Origin of the sequence: Paenibacillus typhae, assembly GCF_900099765.1 — a bacterium.
GTDB lineage: Bacteria > Bacillota > Bacilli > Paenibacillales > Paenibacillaceae > Paenibacillus_AQ > Paenibacillus_AQ typhae.
On record NZ_FNDX01000014.1, the window covers coordinates 34,803 to 58,028 of the forward strand.

Annotated in this window: 19 protein-coding genes and 1 other annotated feature (1 of these 20 cut by a window edge); all 19 genes read left to right on the forward strand. The window is 55.1% G+C overall.

Translation table 11 applies throughout. The annotated features are described in order from the left end of the window. Positions 1-195 precede the first annotated feature (195 nt). The 19 genes from BLR64_RS13940 to atzF all read left to right on the forward strand — a co-directional run bounded on the left by BLR64_RS13940 (position 196) and on the right by atzF (position 22,937). Positions 196-1,128, forward strand: coding sequence for an ABC transporter permease (locus tag BLR64_RS13940; RefSeq protein WP_244157701.1), 933 nt, complete (start codon positions 196-198; stop codon positions 1,126-1,128). Positions 1,129-1,143: 15 nt separating this feature from the next. After that, a complete protein-coding gene (locus BLR64_RS13945) occupies positions 1,144-2,049 on the forward strand; it encodes a carbohydrate ABC transporter permease (protein ID WP_090714996.1) in 906 nt (301 codons plus the stop codon). Between the two features lie 98 nt (positions 2,050-2,147). Next, the gene (locus tag BLR64_RS13950) at positions 2,148-3,815 is read left to right on the forward strand and encodes a type 2 periplasmic-binding domain-containing protein (RefSeq protein WP_167360678.1); all 1,668 of its coding nucleotides are present in this window, start codon (positions 2,148-2,150) and stop codon (positions 3,813-3,815) included. A 32-nt stretch (positions 3,816-3,847) separates the two neighbouring features. Continuing rightward, entirely contained in the window at positions 3,848-4,987 is a 1,140-nt protein-coding gene (locus BLR64_RS13955; RefSeq protein ID WP_090714997.1) for an SGNH/GDSL hydrolase family protein, read from the forward strand. 328 nt (positions 4,988-5,315) lie between these two features. After that, positions 5,316-7,664, forward strand: a complete 2,349-nt coding sequence (locus BLR64_RS13960; protein ID WP_482194140.1) for a glycoside hydrolase family 95 protein — start codon at positions 5,316-5,318, stop codon at positions 7,662-7,664. A gap of 161 nt (positions 7,665-7,825) precedes the next feature. Next, the gene (locus tag BLR64_RS13965) at positions 7,826-9,883 is read left to right on the forward strand and encodes an alkaline phosphatase family protein (RefSeq protein ID WP_090715001.1); all 2,058 of its coding nucleotides are present in this window, start codon (positions 7,826-7,828) and stop codon (positions 9,881-9,883) included. A gap of 7 nt (positions 9,884-9,890) precedes the next feature. Continuing rightward, positions 9,891-10,271, forward strand: coding sequence for a thioredoxin family protein (locus BLR64_RS13970; RefSeq protein WP_090715002.1), 381 nt, complete (start codon positions 9,891-9,893; stop codon positions 10,269-10,271). A 97-nt stretch (positions 10,272-10,368) separates the two neighbouring features. Then, positions 10,369-11,277: a LysR family transcriptional regulator gene (locus tag BLR64_RS13975; protein ID WP_090715004.1), complete on the forward strand. Its 909-nt coding sequence runs from the start codon at positions 10,369-10,371 to the stop codon at positions 11,275-11,277. Between the two features lie 95 nt (positions 11,278-11,372). Beyond that, positions 11,373-12,233 carry an ABC transporter permease subunit gene (locus BLR64_RS13980; protein ID WP_090715005.1) on the forward strand — a complete coding sequence of 287 codons (861 nt, stop codon included), beginning with the start codon at positions 11,373-11,375 and terminating at the stop codon, positions 12,231-12,233. 30 nt (positions 12,234-12,263) lie between these two features. Beyond that, the gene (locus tag BLR64_RS13985; protein ID WP_244157702.1) at positions 12,264-13,382 is read left to right on the forward strand and encodes a taurine ABC transporter substrate-binding protein; all 1,119 of its coding nucleotides are present in this window, start codon (positions 12,264-12,266) and stop codon (positions 13,380-13,382) included. Positions 13,383-13,412: 30 nt separating this feature from the next. Further along, complete coding sequence (locus BLR64_RS13990) at positions 13,413-14,213, forward strand: ABC transporter ATP-binding protein (RefSeq protein ID WP_090715007.1); 801 nt, start codon at positions 13,413-13,415, stop codon at positions 14,211-14,213. Positions 14,214-14,559: 346 nt separating this feature from the next. Further along, entirely contained in the window at positions 14,560-15,261 is a 702-nt protein-coding gene (biuH, locus tag BLR64_RS13995) for a biuret amidohydrolase (protein WP_090715008.1), read from the forward strand. A 40-nt stretch (positions 15,262-15,301) separates the two neighbouring features. Further along, the gene (locus BLR64_RS14000) at positions 15,302-16,315 is read left to right on the forward strand and encodes an ABC transporter substrate-binding protein (RefSeq protein ID WP_090715010.1); all 1,014 of its coding nucleotides are present in this window, start codon (positions 15,302-15,304) and stop codon (positions 16,313-16,315) included. Positions 16,316-16,326: 11 nt separating this feature from the next. Beyond that, entirely contained in the window at positions 16,327-17,148 is an 822-nt protein-coding gene (locus tag BLR64_RS14005) for an ABC transporter ATP-binding protein (protein WP_090715012.1), read from the forward strand. Continuing rightward, the gene (locus BLR64_RS14010; RefSeq protein ID WP_090715013.1) at positions 17,145-17,897 is read left to right on the forward strand and encodes an ABC transporter permease; all 753 of its coding nucleotides are present in this window, start codon (positions 17,145-17,147) and stop codon (positions 17,895-17,897) included. Before BLR64_RS14005 ends, BLR64_RS14010 begins: the two co-directional genes overlap by 4 nt. After that, entirely contained in the window at positions 17,897-18,967 is a 1,071-nt protein-coding gene (gene atzD, locus BLR64_RS14015) for a cyanuric acid amidohydrolase (RefSeq protein WP_090715015.1), read from the forward strand. Before BLR64_RS14010 ends, atzD begins: the two co-directional genes overlap by 1 nt. Before the next feature lie 24 nt (positions 18,968-18,991). After that, on the forward strand, positions 18,992-19,423 hold the full coding sequence (locus BLR64_RS14020; protein ID WP_090715016.1) for a cupin domain-containing protein: 432 nt from the start codon (positions 18,992-18,994) through the stop codon (positions 19,421-19,423). 15 nt (positions 19,424-19,438) lie between these two features. Continuing rightward, a complete protein-coding gene (locus BLR64_RS14025) occupies positions 19,439-21,073 on the forward strand; it encodes a PucR family transcriptional regulator (RefSeq protein ID WP_090715018.1) in 1,635 nt (544 codons plus the stop codon). A gap of 4 nt (positions 21,074-21,077) precedes the next feature. After that, positions 21,078-22,937: an allophanate hydrolase gene (gene atzF / locus BLR64_RS14030; RefSeq protein WP_090715020.1), complete on the forward strand. Its 1,860-nt coding sequence runs from the start codon at positions 21,078-21,080 to the stop codon at positions 22,935-22,937. A gap of 69 nt (positions 22,938-23,006) precedes the next feature. Then, positions 23,007-23,226 (forward strand) — a binding site (T-box leader); it runs 7 nt beyond the window's last position.

A 23,226-nucleotide genomic window follows, 5' to 3' on the forward strand; every position in this document is an offset into this window, starting at 1 on the left:
ACGGCGGTTATCCACTATGATCAACTCGTGTAGAAAGCGCTATCACACAAAACAAAGCTTATGCTTGCGAAACACAAAACAAAGCGTATGCTTCCGAGGCGAGTTTTGTACGAAGCTAATCACTGAAGTATACGCTAACAAAACTTTGAGGGGGAGATCAACCTGCAAAAAGATATAGCCCTGCGCAGCCGGACGGTGCCCCGCAGCAAGGGCCGGGCCAGACTGCAGGTCGCCGGAAAAAAGATACTGAAGCACTGGCAGCTGCATCTGCTGGTCATCCCGCCGCTGCTGTTCTTTCTTATTTTCAAGTATTATCCGATGGCGAACGCCGTTCTGGCTTTTAAGGATTACAACGTTATTAAAGGAATCTGGGGCAGCCCCTGGGTCGGGCTCAAGCATTTCCGGCTGTTTTTTGAAAATCCGATGTTCTGGACGCTGGTCAAAAATACGCTGCTGCTCAGCGGCTATCTGCTGCTGGCCGGGTTCCCGATCCCGATTCTGCTGGCCCTGATGATCAACGAAATCCGCGGCGGCCGGTTCAAGCGGTTCGTCCAGCTGGTCTCGTTCGCGCCCTATTTTATATCCACGGTTGTTATGGTGTCGATTATCATGCTATTCCTGGCACCGCGTCTGGGCTTTGCCAATATTGCGCTCAACTTCTTCGGGCTGGAGTCGGTGAACTTTCTGGGCGAACCCGGGATGTTCCGCTCAATTTATGTATGGTCCGATATCTGGCAGACGGCCGGCTACAGTGCAGTGATTTATCTGGCGGCACTCGCCGGCATCGATCCGACGCTCTACGAGGCAGCCAAGGTGGACGGGGCTTCACGGTTTCAAAAAATCCGCCACGTGGACCTGCCCGGCATTGTGCCGACGATTGTCATTATTCTGATTCTGAATGTGGGCAATGTGATGGCGATTGGCTTTGAAAAGGTCTATCTGCTGCAGAATCCGCTCAATATTGTCAATTCGGAGATCATAGCCACGTACGTCTACGGGATCGGCCTGCTGAATGCCAACTACAGCTTCGCCACCGCCGTCGGACTGTTCAATTCACTGATTAATCTGGTGCTGCTGGTAACTGTAAACGGGCTTGCCAAGCGGATCACCAGCAACAGTATCTGGTAGGAGAGGAGTTTCTGTATGGCAGCATCGTCCGCAGTTTCCCGTAAAATCAGAGAGTCCGCCGGTGACCGGATCTTTTTGGCCGCAGTGTACACGCTGCTTATTCTGGTGGTAATCGCTGTGCTGTATCCGCTTATTTTTATTATCAGCAGCTCAATCAGCTCTCCGGCAGCCGTCACCTCAGGCAAAGTCTGGCTCTGGCCGGTCGATATTTCCTTCAAGGGCTTCAGAGTCCTGTTCAATACGCCCGAGATTATCAGCGGGTATGGCAACTCTATTTTTTATACGGCGGCCGGTACGCTGATCAGTGTGATTCTGACGGTCATGATCGCTTATCCGCTGTCGCGCAGAACTTTTTTTGGACGCAATACGTTAATGATGATAATTACCTTCACTATGATCTTCAGCGGCGGGCTGATTCCCACCTATATGGTGGTAAAAGAGATGCATCTGATCGACACCCGCTGGGCGCTGCTTATTCCAAATGCCATCTGGGTCTGGCAGGTGATCATTGCCCGTTCCTTCTTCCAGGCCTCGATTCCCGAGGAGCTGCTGGAGGCCAGCGAGATTGACGGGTGCAGTGATATGCGGTTTATTCTCAGTGTGGTGCTGCCCCTGTCGAAGCCGATTCTGGCGGTGCTGGTGCTGATGTATGCAGTCGGACAGTGGAACGCCTACTTTGATGCCCTGATCTACCTGAAATCGGCCAATCTGTTCCCGCTGCAGCTGGTGCTGCGCAGTATTATCATCCAGAACAACAGTGCCGGGAACATGGATGCAATAGCGATGGTGGAGCGGCAGCAGATGGCGGAGTTACTGAAATATGCGCTGATCGTCGTCGCCACCTTGCCTGTGCTGGTCATTTATCCTTTTGTACAGCGGTATTTCGTACAGGGAATGCTGGTCGGCTCAGTCAAGGGCTGAAGGCTGCATGCCTGCGGCAAGGGGGTGAGGCCTTTTACGGTACAGCAGCACTATTAAATTTCCGCCTTGTCCAACAATAAAAAGGGAGTTGATCGGCTTTGAGAAAAAGTCTGTTAGGTTTCGTAATGCTGGCTACCGTATTTGCGGCGGTGCTCAGCGGCTGTTCGGGCAACAACAATACAGAAAGCCCGTCCCCTACAGCATCCGGCAGCAGTAATGCGGGGAGCGCTTCACAGCCTGTTGAGGTCAGCGTGTTCGCCGTCCAGGAATCAGGCATCGACATCCCCACTAATAAATTCACCACCTTCATTCAGGATAAATTTAATATCAAGTTTGACTGGCAGATCAATCCGTCCGACGGCGCCAAGGAGAAACGCCAGATTTCCCTGGCCAGCGGGGATTATCCCGATGCCTATCTGCTGACCGCCTACATTGACGAGTTCTCCCAGGGCGATGTGCTGAAATACGGGCAGCAGGGCGTGCTGATTCCGCTGAACGACCTGATTGAGCAGTACGCGCCCAATATCAAGGCTGCCATGGAAAAGACACCGGCGATGAAGTCGCTGATAACTGCGCCTGACGGTAACATTTACGGACTGGGAGCGTATGCCGAATGTTTCCACTGCTCCTACCCGAATAAAATGTGGATCAATACGGAGTGGCTGAAGAAGCTGAATCTGGAGGCGCCGAAGACAACGGAGGAATTCAAGCAGATGCTGGAGGCCTTCAAAACACAGGACCCGAACGGCAACGGCAAGGCTGATGAAGTGCCGCTGAGCGGATCAACTGAAGATTTTGGCGTCCGCATCATACCTTATCTTATGAACAGCTTCGTCTATGACGATGACCGCAATTACCTGAATCTGACGGATGGCAAGGTGGAGTCCGCAGCGATTAAGCCGGAGTGGAAGGAAGGTCTGGCCTATATCAAATCGTTGTACGATGCCGGCCTGATTGATCCGGGAGCCTTTACCCAGAATGCAGAGGCTTTCAAAAAAATCGGTGAAAATGCCGAGGCCGAAATCCTCGGTGCGGGTGCAGGCATGCATCCGGCGATCTTCGTTAACATCGACGCGGGCAATACCCGTTCGGCGCATTATAATCCGCTGGCTCCGCTCACCGGACCGCAGGGCATCTCCTATGCGACACATGATGCCGGCGGCGTATCACCGGGCGCCAAGTTCGTCATTACCAACAAAGCCAGCAAAGAGGCGCAGGTCGCCCTGATCAAGATGGTCGATTACATGTTCACTCCGGAGGGCCAGACCAATGCGGCCAGCGGCATGAAGGGGATTGACTGGACCGATCCGGCAGAGGGGGATGTGGCACTCGGCAAGGATGTGAAGCCTGTAATCAAGGCGATACCGGTAGCTGAAGGCGAATCCCCGCGCAATGCGGGCTGGAGCGGCATGGGGCATTTCTATATGCCTAAGGAGTACCGCGACACCTGGGTTCAGGGAACCGATATTTATGCAGCGGACGGATATGAACGCAGGCTTTACGATGCAACCCTGCTCTATGAAGGCCATGAGCCGAAGGAGCTGTTCCCGATCTGGGCGATCTGGATCGATCCTTCAGAGATTGATGAAGCCAGCATGCTGCAGACGAATCTGAAAAATTACATCGAGCAGAATGAGCTGCAGTTTATTACTGGCAACAAGGACCTGAACAAGGACTGGGATGCCTATGTCAAAGGCCTGAAGGATCTGAAGCTGGACCGTTACCTTGAAATTCTGCAAAAGGCCTATGATGCTTCAGCAAAATAAGGCCTGAGCGGCTGACGAACGGAGGTGAAAAGATGAGTCACCGGGGCAGCGGCGTCAATGATATCATTGCCCCGCGCCGGGGGCTGCCCGGCATGCGCAGGAAGCTTGCAGGCAGTTCCCCGCTTACTGTTGCCTTTCTAGGCGGCTCCATTACGGAAGGAGCCGGTGCTTCAGAGCCTGAAACGTCCAGCTGGCGGGCGCTGACCGGCGCGTATTTGCAGTCGGTGTATGAAGGCCGTCAGCTGCGCTGCATCAATGCCGGTGTCGGCGGCACCGATTCCTCGTTCGGGGCCAACCGGCTGGCGGAGCATGTGTTTCACGAAGGGGAGCCTGACCTGCTGTTCGTTGAGTTCAGCGTGAATGACGGGGATGACCGGGAAGAATCAGTGCGCGGCATGGAAGGGATTGTCCGGCAGTGCCGGCGGCTGAATCCGGACATGGACCTGATCTTCATCTACACGGCGGCCGATAAGAATCTGACCGGCCGCAAGCCGTTCAACATCGCGGTGCATGAAGAGGTGGCCGGCTATTATGGCATCCCGTCAGTCGACTGTGCTGCCGGAGTATATGACATGATCCAGGCCGGCGAGCTGGACTGGAAGCAATGCGCGCCTGATGGGTATCACCCGCTGGATGGGGGGCAAGCGCTGTATGCAGCTTTTGTGAGGAGGTATCTGGAGCAGGCATTGCTGGTAGAGTGTTCTCCCGGTGAGGCGGCGGCGGAAAATCTTCTGCCGTATGTTCCGCTTGACCACTGTAACTATGAATATGGAGGGATGCTGGATTGCAGCATTGCCTCGTATTCCCCGGAATTCTGTATAGGTGAGCTTCCGCCCGGTGAGCCGCTGATGAACTGGCGGTTCCCGACCGTGCATGCCTGGACAGATGATCCGGTTGGCGGCTTCAGCTTTGAGGTGACCGGACAGCGTGCCGGGCTTGTCCTGCTGTGCGGGCCGGACACTGGAATCTTTGAGTACTCGCTGAACGGCGGAGCGTTTACCGAGGTTAATCTGTTTGATGAATGGTGCCCGGGTGCTTACCGGCCGGTGCCGTTCATGTTTCCGTTGCAGGCGGAGCGCGCCTTGATGCGGATTACGATCCGCAATACGGGCCGCCGGGACAGCCGCAGCACCGGCATGGGCCTGCGGGTGCTGAAGCTGCTGCACAGCTGAGGCTCCGGCTACGTTTTATTGTATAAATGGATGCCGGGCTCTGCCCGGATCAGGCGTGGCAGGTTGTAATCTGCCCATTCCACACGCTTCTCATATCTAGTTGGATTTTTGCTACTTAGTTCTATTATTTTTCATTGATAGGACCATTTAGGTGGAAAAACGTCACTTATTTCAGCTCAAAAACGGCTAATGGCGCGACATCCATGAAATGAAGTGACGTTTTTCCAATTAGTAATCTCATTTCGAGGTCTGATTAAGAAATAGATGGCGAATTTCCACTTAGCCTGAGCGGCATCTAAAGGTTTCGGGTTCAATCAGACAGGAGGATATGCAAGTGAGCGATTTGAAGTTGTGGTATACCAGTCCTGCCGAAGGCTGGTCACAGGGGCTGCCGGCAGGCAGCGGAAGAATGGGCGCTGTTATTATGGCATCACCGCGGCGCGAAGTATGGAGTATGAATGAAGTGACCTACTGGTCCGGCCGGGAAGAAGTGATTCCTGGTCCCTTCGGGGGCCGCGAAGCGCTTGAAGAGATGCGCAGATACTTTCTGAGCGGTAATTATGCAGAGGGCGACCGGCTTGCCAAGCAGTATCTGCAGCCTGTGAAGCGGAACTTCGGCACGAATCTGGCGCTGTGTGAGCTGGAGTTTTCTTTTGACCAGCCGGTTGAAGGGCTGGAGGAGAAGGGCTTTCGCTTCCGGCGTGAGCTGGATCTGGAGAATGCGGTTATCCGGAGCGAGTGCCATTATCCCGGCGGATATACACTGTTCCGGGAGGTTATTGCCTCCCATGCCGATGATGTCATTGCGGCGAGAATCTGGAGCGGACAGCCCGGCGGCTTGTCTTTTACGCTGGGCGCCGGCGGCGGAACGGATTCCTTCACAGTCAGCCGGCTGGACGACTGTACACTGCGATTCCGCTGCCAGGCTACCGAGCAGGTACACAGTGACGGTACCTGCGGGGTATGGGCTGAAGGGAGAATCAGGCTGGAGCTTACCGGAGGCAGGCTGGCTATGGAGGACGGCCGGTGGACGGTCGCGGGGGCGGATGAGGCACGCGTATACTTCACCGTCTGTACCGACTATCCCAACAAGGCAGAAGGCTGGGAACAGCAGTGCTCCCGTAGTCTCGAACAGGCTGCTGCTAAGGGATACGCGGTATTGAGGGAAGCTCATATCCTTGATTACCGCGAAGAATTTGCCAAGATGTCAATCCGGCTGGGTGAAGCTGCCGACCCGGGAATCCCCACCGACAGCCGCATCCGCCGCCTGGCTGAAGGGGGCGGCACAGGTGACCTGGGACTGTTCGCACTGTTCCTGCAATACGGGCGGTATCTGATGATCGCCGGCTCACGGGCGGATTCGCCGCTTCCGCTGCATCTGCAGGGCATCTGGAATGACGGTGAAGCCTGCCGGATGGGCTGGAGCTGCGATTATCATCTGGATATCAATACCCAGATGAATTATTATCCGGCCGAAGCCGTGAATCTGGGAGCAAGCCATCTGCCGCTGATGCATTATTTGGAGCGGCTGGCACAGGCGGGAAGACGCAGCGCGCAGGATTTTTACGGGAGTGAAGGCTGGACAGCCCACGTATTCTCCAATGTCTGGGGCTTTACCGCCCCCGGCTGGGAGACCTCATGGGGGCTGAATGTCACCGGGGGGCTATGGCTTGCTGTCCAGATGATCGAGCACTATGAATACAGCCAGGATCGTGAGTTCCTGCAGCGCCAGGCTTATCCGGTGCTTAAAGAGGCGGCGGCTTTCTTTCTCAGCTACATGACGGTTCATCCGGACAAGGGCTGGCTGGTCAGCGGGCCGTCCAATTCACCGGAGAACAGCTTCTATCCTGACAGCAGCGGGGAACCGCAGCAGCTGTCGATGGGCGTAACGCTGGATCAGGTGCTGATCCGTGAGTTGTTTACCTTCTGCCTGCGGGCGGCGGAGCTGCTGGGGCAGGACAAAGAGCTGCAGGCACGCCTGACCGGGGCGATTGCCCAGCTGCCGCCGCTGCTGACCGGCAGCCGGGGCCAGCTGCAGGAATGGCTGGAGGACTATGCCGAAGCGCAGCCGGAGCACCGCCATCTCTCCCATCTGTGCGCGTTATATCCGGCCAGCCAGATTACGCCTGAAGAGACGCCTGACCTGAGCGCTGCGGCCAGAATCACCCTGGAGAACCGGATGCAGCAGGATGATCTGGAGGATGTGGAGTTTACTGCAGCGCTGTTTGCACTTTACTTTGCCCGCCTGCATGACGGGGAGCAGGCTTGTAAGCATATTGCCCATCTGATCAGCGGGCTGTGCTTCGATAATCTGCTTACCTATTCCAAGGCTGGTATCGCCGGAGCGGAAAGCAATATTTTCGTCATTGACGGCAACTTTGGCGGGACGGCTGCAATTGCCGAGCTGCTGCTGCAGAGCAGGCCGGGAGAAATCCGCCTGCTGCCGGCGCTCCCTGCAGCCTGGGGCAGCGGATCGGTGTCAGGGCTTCGGGCAAAAGGCAATATCGAAGCGGACATCGAGTGGGCGGACGGGCTGCTGGTCAGGGCCGTGCTGCGCACTCATTCAACCGGTACAGTATTTGTGCGCGTCCGGGAGCAACAGACAGTAATCCATGCTGAAGCAGGCAGCAGCTATACGCTGGATGGCCGCCTGCAGCAGCAGACGGCAAGATGCTGAAGAGTCTGACTAATTATTGTAACGGGATAGACGCTGCTTATACCAGTATAAGCAGCGTCTATTTAACTTTTGCCTGACTCTCTGTCTATAATGGCTTCAGAGATTAATTCCAAGTTGTCTCATTGGAATATCTACAATATTGATGGACGGAGTGAAATGACATGGCAGGCAGCAAGGGTGCAGCGAAAAAGGTAATGCTGCTGGGGCTTGACGGGGCCGACCCGTCAGTGATCCGGCGTTATGTGGCGGAAGGGAAGCTTCCCAATTTCCGGAGGGCGATCGAAGCAGGCGCGGCTTCGGGCGATTTAGGCATGCAAAGTGTGCTGCCGGCGATTACCCCGCCCAACTGGGCATCGATTGCCACCGGAGCGTATCCGGCGACGCATGGTATCACCTGCTTCTGGAACCATACGCTGGGCAACGAGCTGGATGTGCTGGACTACGGCTTTGATTCCGGCCTCCTAAAGGCCGAGACGATCTGGGAGGCTTATGCCAGAGCAGGCAAGAAGAGTATCATCTTCAACTATCCGACCTCATGGCCGCCGCAGGTGCAGGATGCGATCTATGTAGACGGAACCAGCATATACACAAATCTCCGCGGCTATATCGACTATGAGAAGCTCTATGAGGGCAAAACCGGCGACTTTGAGTTAGTTGAAATTCCGCATGTAGTTGACAATACAGGAGCCAACTGCCGTTTTGAAGGGGAGGAAACGACCCAGAAGGCAGAGCTGAGCAAAGAGACTTATGAGGGCTATGGCTATACCCAGCCGGGGCTGGTCACCACGACACAGGACGGAGAATTATCAGCCGATACCCCAACCGCTGACCAGATTCTGACTCCGGTCCAGCCGGCCGCCGGATGGAGCACTGCCCCGGCAGGCGCGAGAGAATTTCCGGTGCCGGTCAACAACGGTCAGGCCAGACGCTGGGGACTGCTGACCGCCGATGACGGGGTAACCTACAACCGGATTTCGATCTATGCATCCAAGACAGCGGAAGCCCCGCTTGGAGAAGCGGTGCTAGGGGAGTGGAGTAGCTGGATATATGACAGCTATACCATTGACGGAACCAGCATTCCGGTTGCCTACAAGATCCGTGTGCTGGAGCTGGACCCGGCGGGCGGCAGCTTCAAATTCTATTCATCTTATGTATTAGATTTAAAGACCGGGAAGTATTTCCACCCCCAGAGCATCGGGGAAGAGCTGTACAGCAAGGTCGGACCGATGCTGCAGCCCTCCAACTACAGCCGTCTGAATCCGCAAGCCGATCAGGTGCTGCTCGAGTCCATCGGGGAAATGTACGGCTGGCATGTGGATGCGATCAACTACCTGCTGGACGGCAACGAGTGGGATTTATTTTATACCCATATGCACGGGATCGACATGTTCAACCATTTCTATCTCGATCATACGCTGCCTGCCGCGTCACCGGATTATAAACGTTATGAGGAGATTATCTACAAAATATATGAAATCAGCGACCGCTTCATCGGTGCGCTGCTGGACCGTTTGGACGGCGAGACGGCGGTGTTCATCGTTTCAGACCATGCAGGAGTAGCCAAAAATCCTGAAACGGATCACCCGCTGATCGGGGACATGTGGGGCATCAACGTCGGCATCATGGGCGAATTAGGGTATACCAGGCTGAAGGATAATGCGGGAAGCGTGGAGATTGACTGGAGCAATACCGTTGCTGTCGCCCAGCGCGCTACCTTCATCTATCTCAATTTAAAAGGACGCGACCCGCAGGGCATCGTTGATCCTGCTGATTATGACCGGACGGTCCAGAAGATTATTGATGACCTGTACAGCTACCGCGATCCGAAAACCGGCAGGCGGGTAATCAGCTTTGCCCTGAACCGCAATGATATGGAGCTGGTGGGGCTGGGAGGCGAAAATTCCGGGGACATCTTCTACATTCTGGAGCCGGATTTCACCCGCTGCCACGGCAACGGCCTCAGCAATCATACGCTGCAGGGCTATTCCATGCAGGCCTTGTTCATTGCCTTGGGAGCCGGAGTGAAGAGCGGAGAGATCATCGGCCGTAAGGTCAAAGTAGTCGATATCGTACCAACCATCTGCCATCTGACCGGCTCACCTGTACCTAAGGATGCCGAAGGCGGAATCCTGTATCAGATTCTGTCCGGGGTAGCAGACGGGGCGTCCGGAGCTGCCGATCCTGCGGCTGAGCCTGTTACGGCAGGAGCAGGAAGTTAGGCACAGGATGCGGACCGAGGTGCCCCGCAAGCATGTGCCCCATATTACGGACCGTGAATTTGATGAGCTGACCTTTGGCAGTGAAGAGCCCGTGCTGGTGTTTTTCGGTTCCCGGCGCTGCAAAATCTGCCGGGAGCTTTTCCCGGTCGCCGAGGCGGTGGCCCATGATTTTAGAGGACGGCTGCAGGTATACGGGGTAAATGCCGACAGATACCGCCACCTGTTCAACAGGCTGCGGCTGAAAGGGATTCCCCATATGGTGCTGTTTCTGGGCGGAGAGGTGAAGGTAAGAATCGGCGGGTATCATCCGCGGCAGGCGCTGGCCGACAAGCTGGAGGAGTGGGTACCTGCAGAACAGCCGGGTAACGGGCAACAGCCAAGGCAATAAGATAAAGGCTGCGGCTTATCTGCGATCTTTTTCCTAGTAGTCACATTGGATTTATGATTATATAATGAGGCTATTACGTTGAGAGAGGGAGACGCTTATGCGCCTGGAACAGCTCTATCATATTGTGGCGATTGCCCAGACGGGGTCCATTTCGACGGCAGCTGAACGCGCCTACATATCACAGCCAGCACTCAGCTCCTCGGTATCCAAGCTTGAGGTTGAGCTGGGGGTTCCGCTGTTCAAGCGGACCAATCAGGGCGTGCATCCTACAGAAATTGGACAGGCTGTTATCGCCAAGGCTATGGAGGCCATTGATCTGCTTGAGGATATCAAAGCGCTTGCCGAGGAGAACACACGCAGTATGACCGGAAGCATTCATCTGGCGGTAGAGCCGTTTATCAGCAACACCATTATGGTCAATGCCCTGACAACGTTCAAATACAGGCATCCTAATGTAAATGTGCTGATGAAGGTCGGGGAGTCCAATAACAACCTGCGTGATATTGCGGCGGGCAAAGCGGATTTCGGCGTGGTGATGAAAAGCTGCAGCCCGGGCGGGGAACGGGATCTTTGCTTCAGGGAGCTGTTCAGGGACCGGCTGGTGCTGCTGGTCAGCAGGGAGTCGGAGCTGGCCGACGGCGGGAGCATTACGCTGCAGGAGGCGATGGCTCAGCCGCTGGTGTTATACAATACGGAGTTTGCTACTGACTGCTGGGTTTCCGAGCTGCTTGGGGGTTACGGCGAATGCAATGTGGCTTACCGGCTGGACAGCTTTCCGATGCTGGAAAAAGTAATTTCGCAGAACCTGTGCGCAGCCTTTGCCCCCAGGTTCATGAGTGATTATTTTGTGAATAAGGGCAGTATTGTTCCGCTTGAAATCACCGGTGCCGAGCTGGATGTTTCCATTGTTCTGGCCTGGACCAAACGGCATCACCTGTCCCTGATTGAAAAAGAAATGATGGAGACGATCAAATCCTTTTGTGCAATGTTTGAGTTTATCGGTTAGCGCTGACCGGACAACCGGAGGCCTGCCGTCTCAGCAATACGGGTGAAGTATGCCCTGCTGAGCGGCAGGCCTTTTTGAATGAAGGAGATGCTGATATGCAGAGCAACACACAGGCCGCAGTGCCGCTGACAAATGGAGAGGACCGGCTTGCGCCGGCTGCCGCAAGGAAAGGTGCCGGCGGGAAAATATCAAAGGAATGGCTGTACCGCGGAATCTCCGCCGCTTCCCTGCTGGCGGTGCTGCTGCTGTGGTGGTGCGCCGGCACGTTCGGCTGGGTCAATCCGCTGTTTCTGCCCAAGCCGCAGACCGTATGGAACGCCTTTATGGATGTGCTCCGCGACGGGTACAAAGGGCATACGCTGCTGAACCATATCGGCACCAGCATGAGACGGCTATTTCTGGCGCTGGCGGCGGCTTTTGCCACGGCGGTTCCGCTGGGTATTCTGTGCGGACGGTACCGGGTGCTGCGGGCAATTGTGGACCCTTTTATTGAATTCTACCGTCCGCTGCCGCCGCTTGCCTACTATACGCTGCTGATTCTCTGGTTCGGGATCACGGATGTGTCCAAGGTGCTGCTGCTGTTTCTCGGCGCCTTTGCCCCATTGTTCATTACGGCGGTATTCAGTGTTCAGCGGCTCAGCCCCGACCGGATTAACGGTGCACGTTCGCTTGGGGCAAAGGGCTGGAAGCTGTATGCGTTCATTATTTTCCCGTCGGTGCTCCCGGAGCTTCTGACCGGTCTGCGCACAGCTGTCGGCGTAAGCTACGCTACACTGGTTGCCGCTGAAATGGTTGCTGCTGTATCCGGCGTCGGCTGGATGGTACTGGATGCGAGCAAGTTTTTACGCAGTGACATTATGTATCTGGGCATTATCATTATGGCGCTTATCGCCATTGCCATTGATCTTGTAATCCGCAGCCTGATCCGGCTAGTCTCGCCGTGGACGGAGCAATAAGACTATCTATTCAAAAGGGAGAGGAATGCTTTGAGACAATTCCGCACATTATTCAGGATTACCCCGCTGCTGGCGGTGCTGGCAGTACTGCTGGTGATTACCGCCTGCGGCAATAATAATCAGGCAAGCGGCAAAAATGCGGCGCAAGCGACGGAAACGCCAGCCGTAACGGCTGCTGCGGAAACGGCCGCCGCTGAGCCGGCCGCTGCTGCGGAGGAGCTGCCGAAGGAGATCCGCATCGGCTACCAGGTATCCCCGAACGGGGAGCTGCTCGCCAAAGCACTGGGCCTGCTGGAAAAGAAGTATCCGGATGTCACTGTTACCTGGCTGAAGTTCGACTCCGGCCGTGATGTGAATGTGGCGATTGCCAGCGGAGGCATTGACTTCGGCCTGCTCGGAACACCGCCAGGGGCATCCGGCATTGCCCAAGGTCTGCCGGATCAGGTCTATTATATTCATGATGTAATCGGCCAGAGCGAAGCGCTTGTCGTCAAGAGTGACTCTGGGATTGCCTCACTTGCGGATCTGAAGGGGCATACCATTGCCACCACCTTCGGCTCCACCTCCCACTTCAGCCTGCTCTCGGCGCTGAAGCAGGAGAACATCGATCCGGCGACCCTTACCATCCTTGATATGCAGGCTCCGGATATTGTGGCCGCCTGGCAGCGCGGCGATATTGACGGTGCATATACCTGGCAGCCGAGCCAGTCCAAGCTGGTTGAGGACGGAGGAAAGATCATTATCAGCTCTGCCGAGGTTGCAGCCAAAGGCGGAATTACCGGCGAGTTCGGTGTCGTGCATAATGACTTTATCGCCAAGTATCCGCATGTGGTCAAAGGATACATCTCGGTGCTGGATGAGGCGGTCAAGCTCTACCGCGATCAGCCGCAGGAGTCGGCAGAGGCGCTGTCTGCAGAGCTCGGGCTGACACCGGAAGCCACCCTTAAAGCGATGAACGAAATTATTGTGCTTGATGCTTCGCAGCAGACGGCGCCCGAGTATATGGGGACTCCGGATCAGCCGGGTGCGTTCGGCCAGCTGCTGAAGGAGACCGCAGATTTCCTGGTGGAGCAGAAATCGATTACGGAATCGCCCGAGTTATCCGTGTATCAGAAGGCGCTGCGCAATGATCTGTATTCTGCGGAATAAACAATCTGCAGCAGGAAAGGGGGAGCCAGAGTGATCTATGAAGAAAAGCGGGAGCAGGGGATTCTGCTGGACGGAATCGGCCTTGCCTACGGCAAGGGAGCGGCGGAGCGCCATGTGCTGCGGGACATCAGCCTGCAGCTGGCACCCGGAGAATTCGTGGCTGTTCTTGGCCCGTCCGGCTGCGGCAAAACCTCACTCCTGAATATCCTTGCAGGTTATCTGCGGCCGACCCGGGGAACGGTTAGCATTAACGGCAAACGCCATACAAGGCCCGATCCGGAGGTGGGTGTCGTCTTCCAGCAGGCGAACCTGTTCCCGTGGCTGTCCCTGGCCCGTAACATCGAGTTCGGCATGCGGATGCAGAATCTTCCCAAAGCCCGGCGCAAGGAACGGGTATCTTATTTTCTGGAGCTTATGGGGCTGGAAGCATCCGCAAAGCTGCTGCCGCACCAGCTGTCCGGCGGGATGAAGCAGCGGGCAGCCATAGCCCGTACACTGGCCGCCGAGCCGGAGATTGTGCTGCTCGATGAGCCGTTCAGCGCACTCGATGCCCTGACCCGCGAGAATATGCAGCTGCATCTGCGGGAGATTTGGCGCAAAACGGGCAAGTGTATGTTCTTCATCACCCACGATGTGGATGAAGCGCTGCTCCTGTCCAGCCGTCTGATCGTAATGCACCCTGAACCGGGCAGAGTGGTGGAGGATTTCGCCAATCCGCTGACAGCGGGTGCAGAAGATCAGTCTTTTGCAAGAATTCGCAGCAACGCAGAATACAGCACGCTGCGGGAACATTTGCTAACACGGATGGACGGCGTGAATACATTTGTATGAAGCTGTAAAGTGAAGGGATTGCAGCAAGCTGTCCGGGACCTGGTGTCCTGGACGGCTTTTTTGCTGTTCAATTAACAGCTACGGCGTTCGGGGGTAGACGCGCATCCATACCTCATATTCCTTATTCATCCAAAAACTGTGTACAGGCATGTTATTTATGTTAATTTATATAACCCAATAAGTAATGTTTGTAGAAAAACACGAAACAAAAGTTAATAATCTTGTAATAAAAACGAAGACATATCAGTTTTGTTGTAATATAATCTAACTCATAAGAGAGAAGCGAAAACAAATGTTATATAAACTAACACAAATAATGTGCTTATTTAGAGGAGGAAACGATATTATGCAGATCACAGCATCACCTTATATGTGGCCTTACGACGGGGCCATGGATCCCCGGAAGACAGCGCTCATGATTATTGATATGCAAACCGACTTCTGCGGCAAGGGAGGGTACGTAGAGCAGATGGGTTACGACCTTTCCTTGACGGCTCAGGCAATCAAGCCCATTCAGCAGCTGCTTGAGCGTATCCGCCGTGTTGAAGGCTTCACTGTCATTCATACGAGGGAAGGGCATAAGCCGGATTTATCCGATCTGCCTGCCAACAAACGGTGGCGCAGCAAACAGATCGGGGCAGAGATCGGGTCTGTTGGTCCTGCGGGACGGATTCTTGTCCGGGGCGAACGAGGCTGGCAGATTATTGAGGAGCTTGCACCGGCACCCGGCGAATTTATCATCGATAAGCCCGGCAAGGGAAGCTTTTACGCAACGGACCTTGACCTGATCTTGCGGAACAGGGGGATCACCCATCTGATTCTTACAGGCATCACAACAGATGTATGTGTCCATACGACTATGCGGGAAGCGAATGACCGGGGTTACGAATGTCTCATTCTGGAGGATTGCACCGGAGCTACTGATCCCCGCAATCATCAGGCCGCGCTGGAAATGGTCAAGATGCAGGGAGGCGTATTCGGGAGTGTCAGCCATTCCGAAGAGGTTCTCAAAGCACTGGAGCATTATCAGGCCGCTGAACGTTATTAATCACTTGGCAAACCATTACATCATAACGGGGGAATATCCTATGTGGAAAATGTCCAGAAAAGCAATGCTCGTCCTGTTATCGTCACTTATGCTGCTAATTACCGCCTGCGGCTCCGGCTCCAATGAGACAATCAAAGCTGACGGCGGCCAGGGTGAGTCCGGTGGGCTGAAGAAGGTTGTACTGAGACTGAAATGGATTCATCAGGCCCAGTTTGCCGGCTTTTACACCGCTGTGGAGAAGGGCTACTACAAGGATGCCGGACTGGATGTGGAGATACGGCCGGGCGGATCGGATTTTCCGTCGGTGCAGATGGTCGCTTCCGGCAGTGAGGAGTTCGGGGTAACCGGAGCGGACCAGATTATTATTGCCCGGGAAAAGGGAGTGCCCGTCAAGGCTGTATCCACGATTTACCGCAAAACCCCCTTTGTAATGTTCGCGCTCAAAGAGTCGGGAATTTCCACGATGGAGGATCTTATCGGCCAGAAGGTAGGCATTAAGCTGGGCGGCAATGAAGAACTGACATTCCGGGCCATGGAGAAAAGCGCAGGCATCGAAACCTCGCAAATTGAGGAAATGCCGATCAAATATGATCTTAGTCCGCTGCTCACCGGGCAGGTGAAGGCGTGGCCGGGGTACGTGATCAATGAAGTGCTGGCTGTGCAGGAGCAGGGCAAAGAGGTAAACATTATTGATCCGAATGACTACGGCATCAATTTCTATGCGGATACGCTGTTTACTACTGAATCTGTCATTGAAAAGGACCCTGAGCTGGTCAAGAGCTTCGTGCAGGCTTCCATGAAAGGCTGGGATTATGCGCTGAAGAATCCGGAGGAAGCGGCGGAATTTGGTTTGAAGTATGGTGACAAGCTGAATCTTGAGCATGAGGTAGCGATGATGAAAGCCAGCATTCCGCTGCTGGAGCCGGAGCAGCTTCCGCTCGGATCGACAGAGGAAGAGGCATGGGGTACCCTGCAGAAGAGTCTGATTGAGCTTGGTTTTGTGAAGAAAGAGCAGGATCTGAAGTCACTGTTTACGAACGAATACCTGGAATAGGAGGCGGTCTTATGACGGCGGTAATTAAGGAACAGAAGAGCTTCATTGCAGAACATCGTCCCTTACAGGAATCCAAAGCGCGTGAAGTGATGCTCTCGTTATCAGACTGCTCCCTGTCCTTTGGAGAGGTGCAGGTGCTTAACCGGGTGAATCTGGATGTATACCGGAATGAATTCATTTCCATACTCGGGCCGAGCGGCTGCGGAAAATCGACCATGCTGAGGCTGATGCTTCAGCTGCTCGGTCCCGACAAGGGAGGGAAGGTCACGTATGCTTCCTCCGACTTGTCGCTGGGCATGGTCTTTCAGAAGCCGGTGCTTATGCCTTGGCTGACGGCACTCCAGAACGTCACCCTTCCGCTCGAGCTCGGCAACAAGAAAAAGTTCACGAAGCAGGAAGCGCGGGAAAAAGCGGAAAGTGCGCTGCGCCTGGTAGGCCTGCAGGATTTCATGAATCATTTTCCCCACCAGCTGAGCGGCGGCATGCAGCAGCGGGCTGCAATCGCCAGAGCGCTTGCAGCCGATCCGGCAGTGCTTTTAATGGATGAGCCCTTTGGCGCCCTGGATGAACTAACCCGTGAGAAGCTGAATTTCGAGCTGCTCCGTCTATGGGAGAGCCCCGAAACCAGCCTTAGCAGCATCGTTATGGTTACACACTCGATTCAGGAGTCGGTGCTGCTGTCTGACCGGGTGGTGATGATGTCGCCCCGGCCCGCCGGAGTTACAGATATTATTCCGGTACCGCTGCCCTCGCCGCGGGAGGCGGGGATGGAAGAACTGCCGGAATTCCACTATACGGTCAAGGAATTGAGAAAGAGGGTGAAGCATTTATGACAGCCAAGCTTAAAGATAGCCTGTATCCGCTCGGATTCGGCCTGGGGTTTCTGGTGCTCTGGGAGCTGGCCGTTCGCCTCTTCTCCATTCCGGTATATTTGCTGCCGGCTCCCACAGCGGTCTTATCAGCGGTTGAAGCTTCGTTAGGCTCACATATGCTTGTTACGCTGATGGAATCTCTGGCCGGATTTATGCTCGCCAATATTCTGGGATTTGTTACAGCCGTTATCTTCGTGCATTCCAAACCGATCGAGAAGGGGGCTTTTCCGCTGGCGATTGCCCTCAAGACAACACCGCTTGTGGCTCTCGCTCCTCTGCTGGTGGTGTGGCTCGGTACCGGATATTCCTCCAAGGTAGTGGCCTCCACGCTGATCTGCTTTTTTCCGATCCTGGTGAACAGTGTCAAAGGACTTAAGGCGATTGAATATGAGGCCTGGGAGCTGTTTTCCACATATAAAGGGACGAAATGGGAAATTTTCTGGAAGCTGCGCCTGCCGACAAGTCTGCCGTATATTTTCTCAGCACTCAAAATCTCGACCTCCCTGGCGATCGTCGGAGCTATTGTCGGCGAATTCGTCGGCGCGAACAAGGGGCTTGGATATGTTGTTCTGGTCTCGTCCTATCATATGGATACTCCGGTGATGTTCTCGGCGATTATCGCTTCGGCGGCCTGCGGGCTGCTGCTGTTCTGGTGTATCGGACTGCTCGAGAAGAAAGTCATCTTTTGGACAAGGAGCGATGATCTGTGATGAAATGCTCAGTGATAAAAGTGCCTGCAGCGGCTCCGCATGATACGTCAGGCCTTAAAGCCTCTATCGAGGCAGGAATCATTGATCCGGCACATGTAGTTGCCGTGCTGGGCAAGACCGAGGGCAACGGCTGTGTTAACGATTTTACCCGGGGGTACGCGGTGATGGCCTTGAAGCAGTTTTTTGCTCCGCATTCCGCTGACGGCCAGGCGGCTGTGTCCTATATCATGTCAGGAGGCACGGAAGGCATCCTGAGTCCGCATTTCACTGTAATGAGCCGCAGCGGCTTGCCGGAGACTGCAGAGGCCGGGCTTGGGCTGAAATCACTCGCAATAGGCGTTTCCAGGACCAGAGATTTCCTGCCGGAGGAGCTGGGGCGTCTTAGCCAGGTCGATGCAGTGGCTGAAGCAGTGTCCCGTGCGGTGCATGATGCCGGTATTGCGTCTGCGGAGGATGTACATTTTGTACAGATTAAATGCCCTCTTCTGACTGCAGAACAAATCCATGAGGCCCATGGCAGAAAGGCTGAGCTTGTGACAGAGGATACCTATAAGTCGATGGGGTATTCCAGAGGCGCTTCGGCCCTTGGTGTGGCTGTAGCGCTTGGAGAAGTCGGCCGGGAGGGGCTGCGGGATGAGCAAATCTGCGTGAACTGGGAGCTTTACAGTACGGTTGCTTCGACGTCTGCCGGGAGTGAGCTTTCCTGCTGTGAAATCATTGTATTCGGCAATTCTTCCGCAGCGGAGGGCCCTTATTTCATTGACCATGATGTTATGAAGGACTCCATTGACGGAGCAGCGCTGCAGCGGATGATCGACCGGCATGCCGGAGATGAGCTGATTCAGGTGCTGGCCAAGGCGGAGGCTGACCCTTCGGGCTATGTGCGGGAACGGCGTCATACGATGCTGGATGATTCAGATATTAACCATACCCGTCATGCGCGTGCTGTTGTCGGCGGTGTTCTGGCTTATGTATGCGGAGATCCGATGATCTATGTATCCGGCGGCGGAGAGCATCAGGGACCGGCAGGCGGAGGACCGGTAGCGGCCATTTTCCGCAGAAATCAATAAATTCATCTTATGGAGGAATGACATATGCTTACACAGGAAACCGAGGTTCTGACGGCAGAGGAAATGACATGGGAGCTGATGCCTAACCATATCGAGCTGTATCACCGGGAGATTGTCTCGGCGGCGCAGGCGGATAAGCTGGGGATACGGATGAGCTCCATTTTATGGGAAAAGCTCGGTGTCGGCGGGCAGGTGGTTCCCCATTATCACGACGTGGTGGAGATTATTCATATTACCGTTGGCGAGGTTAAGCTGCTGAGCGGCGGCGAGTGGAGCAGCTACCGGGCCGGAGATACCTTTCATGTGCCGGCCGGCGTTGTCCATTCGGTAGCTAATGCCGGGGATTCACCGTCTGAGCAGATCAGCATTTTTCTGCCGGCAGAAGCGCAGGTGGCTCCGAACTCCTTTTTCGGCACAACCATTATTGAAGATATCTATTCCTCAAAGCTAAAGTAAAGGCGGCGGAGCTCCATGGCGAACAATGTAATCACAGGTCTGACCTGCAGCGACATTCTGTTGATTCCCGATCTCAAGGAGGCAGTAGTGCTTGCCGGAGCGGGCGGTTTGCACCGTTACATAAATCGCGTAAATGTGATGGAGGTCCCGGATGTAATTGATTGGGTCCGGCCGGGGGAATTTCTGATTACGAGCGGGTTCCCTTTCCGTGACCAGCCGGATTTGATATCAGACATGATTCCCCAGCTGAACCAGAAGGGCGTTTCCGCCCTGGGCATCAAGACCAAACGTTTTATTGATGAGGTTCCGCCCAGGGCGCTTGAGCTTGCCGACCAGCTGGATTTTCCGATTTTTGAGCTGCCCTCGTCCACATCATTCTCTGACGTAGTCAGGGATATCATGGAGCGGGTGCTGGTTCAGGAAGCCAGGGAGCTCTCCCAGCTCCAGAGCCGGTTTCAAAAGCTGTCGAAGCAGCTGCTGCACGGTGACGGCATCGAGGACTTTCTGCGCTCGCTGGACGGGATGCTGCACAATCCGATTGTGCTTCTGGATGATATGGACCATCTGTTCTGCTCTCCGCAGGCGGAGGAGCTCGGATTTCACCGCCAGTCGCAGGTCTGGATTCAGCTCAGGGATGAGGCTAGTCTGGGCATCTGTTTCATCACCCTTGGAGAGCGGCGGATCAGGGCTTATGTATCTGCAGTCAATGACAAGCAAATGAACCAGTGCCTGCTGATCTTGCTGGAATGGAACCAGGAGCTGACTATGGTGGATCAGCTGACTATAGACCGGGTAGGGGTTCTGGTCGGACTGGAAATGATCAATGCGAATGCCCGCAGAGAAGTCGAGCTGAAGTACGTAGACCAGTTTCTGCAGGATTGGATCAGCGGCAGGATTGTTGCCGGCGAGGATCTGAAGCTGAGAGCAGAGGCCTGCGGCTGTCCGCTGCCTGATCAGGCTATGACCGCAGCGGTGGTAGGCTGGCTGGACATGAAGCCTGAGGTGAAGCAGCTGCAGCAGGCGGTGAAGAGAATCAGGACAAGGGCGGATTTACAGCATGTGAAGATGACGATCATGGAAGGTGATCTGGCAGTTACGATAGCTGACAACGGGGACCGTCCGCTTACCGACACTCTGCAGCGCCTGCTTACGGAGCTGAGTGCGGTTTGTGCCAAAGATACGTTTGTTTTCTGCATTGGAGATAAGGTTAGCCGTCCTGATCAGATTCATTTGAGCTATGAGTCAGCCAGGAAGATTTATCATATCCGCGAGATTTGCGATTTCCGTGAACCATTCATAGATTATAGAAAGCTGGGTGTTTTCAGGCTGCTGTACCATTTGCCGGAGCTTGAAGAAATTCGCGATTACCGGGATCAGTATCTGATTCCCCTGCTGGATTACGACAACAAGCACAACGTATCCCTGCTGCAGACACTGACCCAGTACTTCAAGAACAGCCGCAATGTAAAAAAAACCTCAGCCGCATTATTCACTCACTATAATACCGTGACCTACAGGATTGAACGTGCCTGTGAGCTGCTGAACTTAAACTCGGATGACGGGGACGATATGCTTGAGCTTCAATTGGCACTCAAGCTGCATGAGATGAGGCCTTATGACAAGCAGCGGGCCCCGCAGAATAGGAGATGACAACATGGATATGGCCGAATTGCCGCTCAAGCTGTCAGCAGGATGGCTGCGGGACCAATACAGAAGCGGAGTGCTCACGCCGGAGGCGGTTATCCGTGAAATTATCCGGCGTTCGCAGCAGGATCAGGAGCTGAATATCTGGATTGAGCCGCCGGACTACGGGCGGATACAGCCCTATCTGGAGGCTATAAGCCATTTGGACAGGGAGAAGTATCCGCTCTGGGGAATTCCGTTTGCGGTCAAGGATAATATCGATGTGCAGGGCTTCCCTACAACAGCCGCTTGTCCGCAATTCAGCTATATACCGGACAGGCATTCCTCTGTGGTGGAGCGTTTGGTCGGTGCCGGGGCGATTCCTGTAGGCAAAAGCAATCTGGATCAGTTCGCCACCGGACTGGTCGGCACAAGAAGTCCGCATGGGGCTGTGCATAACGCGCTCAGACCGGAATATATCAGCGGCGGCTCCAGCTCCGGCTCGGCAGTTGCTGTTGCGCGCGGCCAGGCGGCCTTCTCGCTGGGCACGGATACTGCCGGCTCCGGGCGTGTACCGGCAGCGCTGAATGGCCTGGTAGGGTATAAGCCCAGCCTGGGAGCCTGGCCCACCCTGGGGGTGGTTCCGGCCTGCGCCAGCCTGGACTGTGTCACGGTGTTCGCGAACAGCCTGGAGGATACACTGCTGGTTGACCGGCAGGTGCGCGGCCTGGATGCCTCCGATCCCTGGTCCCGCAGCATCCCCCGGCAGGCGGACCGGCTTCCTGCCAGGCTGCTGTTACCGGCAGATCCGCTTGGCTTCTATGGCCCTCATGAGGAGGAATACCGGCTGGCCTGGCAGGCAGCAGGCGACTCGCTCAAAAAGCTTGGCATTCCGGTAGAATACGTGGATTGTACGATGTTCTTCGAAGCCGCGTCCATCCTGTACGATGGCCCCTGGGTAGCCGAGCGCTGGGCCGGTCTGGGTGAATTTGTGGAGAATAACCGTGCCTCCGTGCTTCCTGTAACAGAACAGATTTTATCGTCGGGAAAAGGGGCTCGGCATACAGCCTCCAGTCTGTTCCAGGCCATGCACCGGCTGCAGAGGTACAAGGCTAAAACCCGCGAGCTGCTGCAGGATGCGGTGCTGGTCATGCCCACCTGTGGAGGCACCTGGACCAGAGAGCAGGTGGAGCTGAATCCGGTCGGCACCAATTCGGATATGGGCCGCTACACCAATCATTGCAATCTGCTTGATCTGTCTGCGGTGGCCGTTCCTGCCGGAGATGCAGCGCAGGATTTGCCGTTCGGGATCACCTTGTTCGCACTCGCGGACAGCGAGCATTTGCTGGCGGGGACGGCAGGCCTTTTCCTTGGCCTTGGGGCTTCCGGGCTGAAGGATGCGGAGCTGGCTGGAGAGGTTGAAACAGCGGAAACGGCAGAATCCGGAGAAATAGCGAAGACTGCAGAAACAGCAGATACAGCGATAACAGCAGACACAGCATCAGCGGCTGCTGCTCAGCAATATGCGATAATTGCCGTCTGCGGTCTGCACATGCGGGGTTACCCGCTTGAGAAGCAGATGACGGCCCATGGCGCTTATTTCTGGCGGGAGACGAGAACGGCGCCATGCTATGACATGATCCGACTGCAGACTGTTCCTGCCAAACCGGGGCTGATTAAAAAAGCTCAGGGCGGAGCGTCCATTCAGCTCGAGCTATGGAAGATGCCGGTGCAATCGGTCGGTGCATTTGCAGCCTTGATTCCAGCGCCGCTTGGGCTTGGGAGAGTGGAGCTTGAGGACGGCTCTGAGGTTATGGGCTTCATCTGCGAGGGCTACGCCGAGACAGAAGCGGATAATATAACGGCCAGCGGCGGCTGGCGTTATGCCTGATGTTCATCCGGATACCGCCTGGATTGACAATAAATTGTGAATTGGCTATACTTTCTGTAATCTTATAGTTTGTATACGTTGAATGAGCGCAGTAGCAGCTTAGTCCCTGTCACAGAAAGCCGGGGGGTGATGGAACCCGGTACATACGAGGGCTGCGAAATACACTCTGGAGTATCTTGGGTAATGCCAAGCGGGAGCAAGCGAACGATAACTCGCTTATGAGTGGTATGGATCGGCTGATTTTAGGCTGTCCGTGCAATTTGGGTGGTAACACGGTTAATTCAATCGT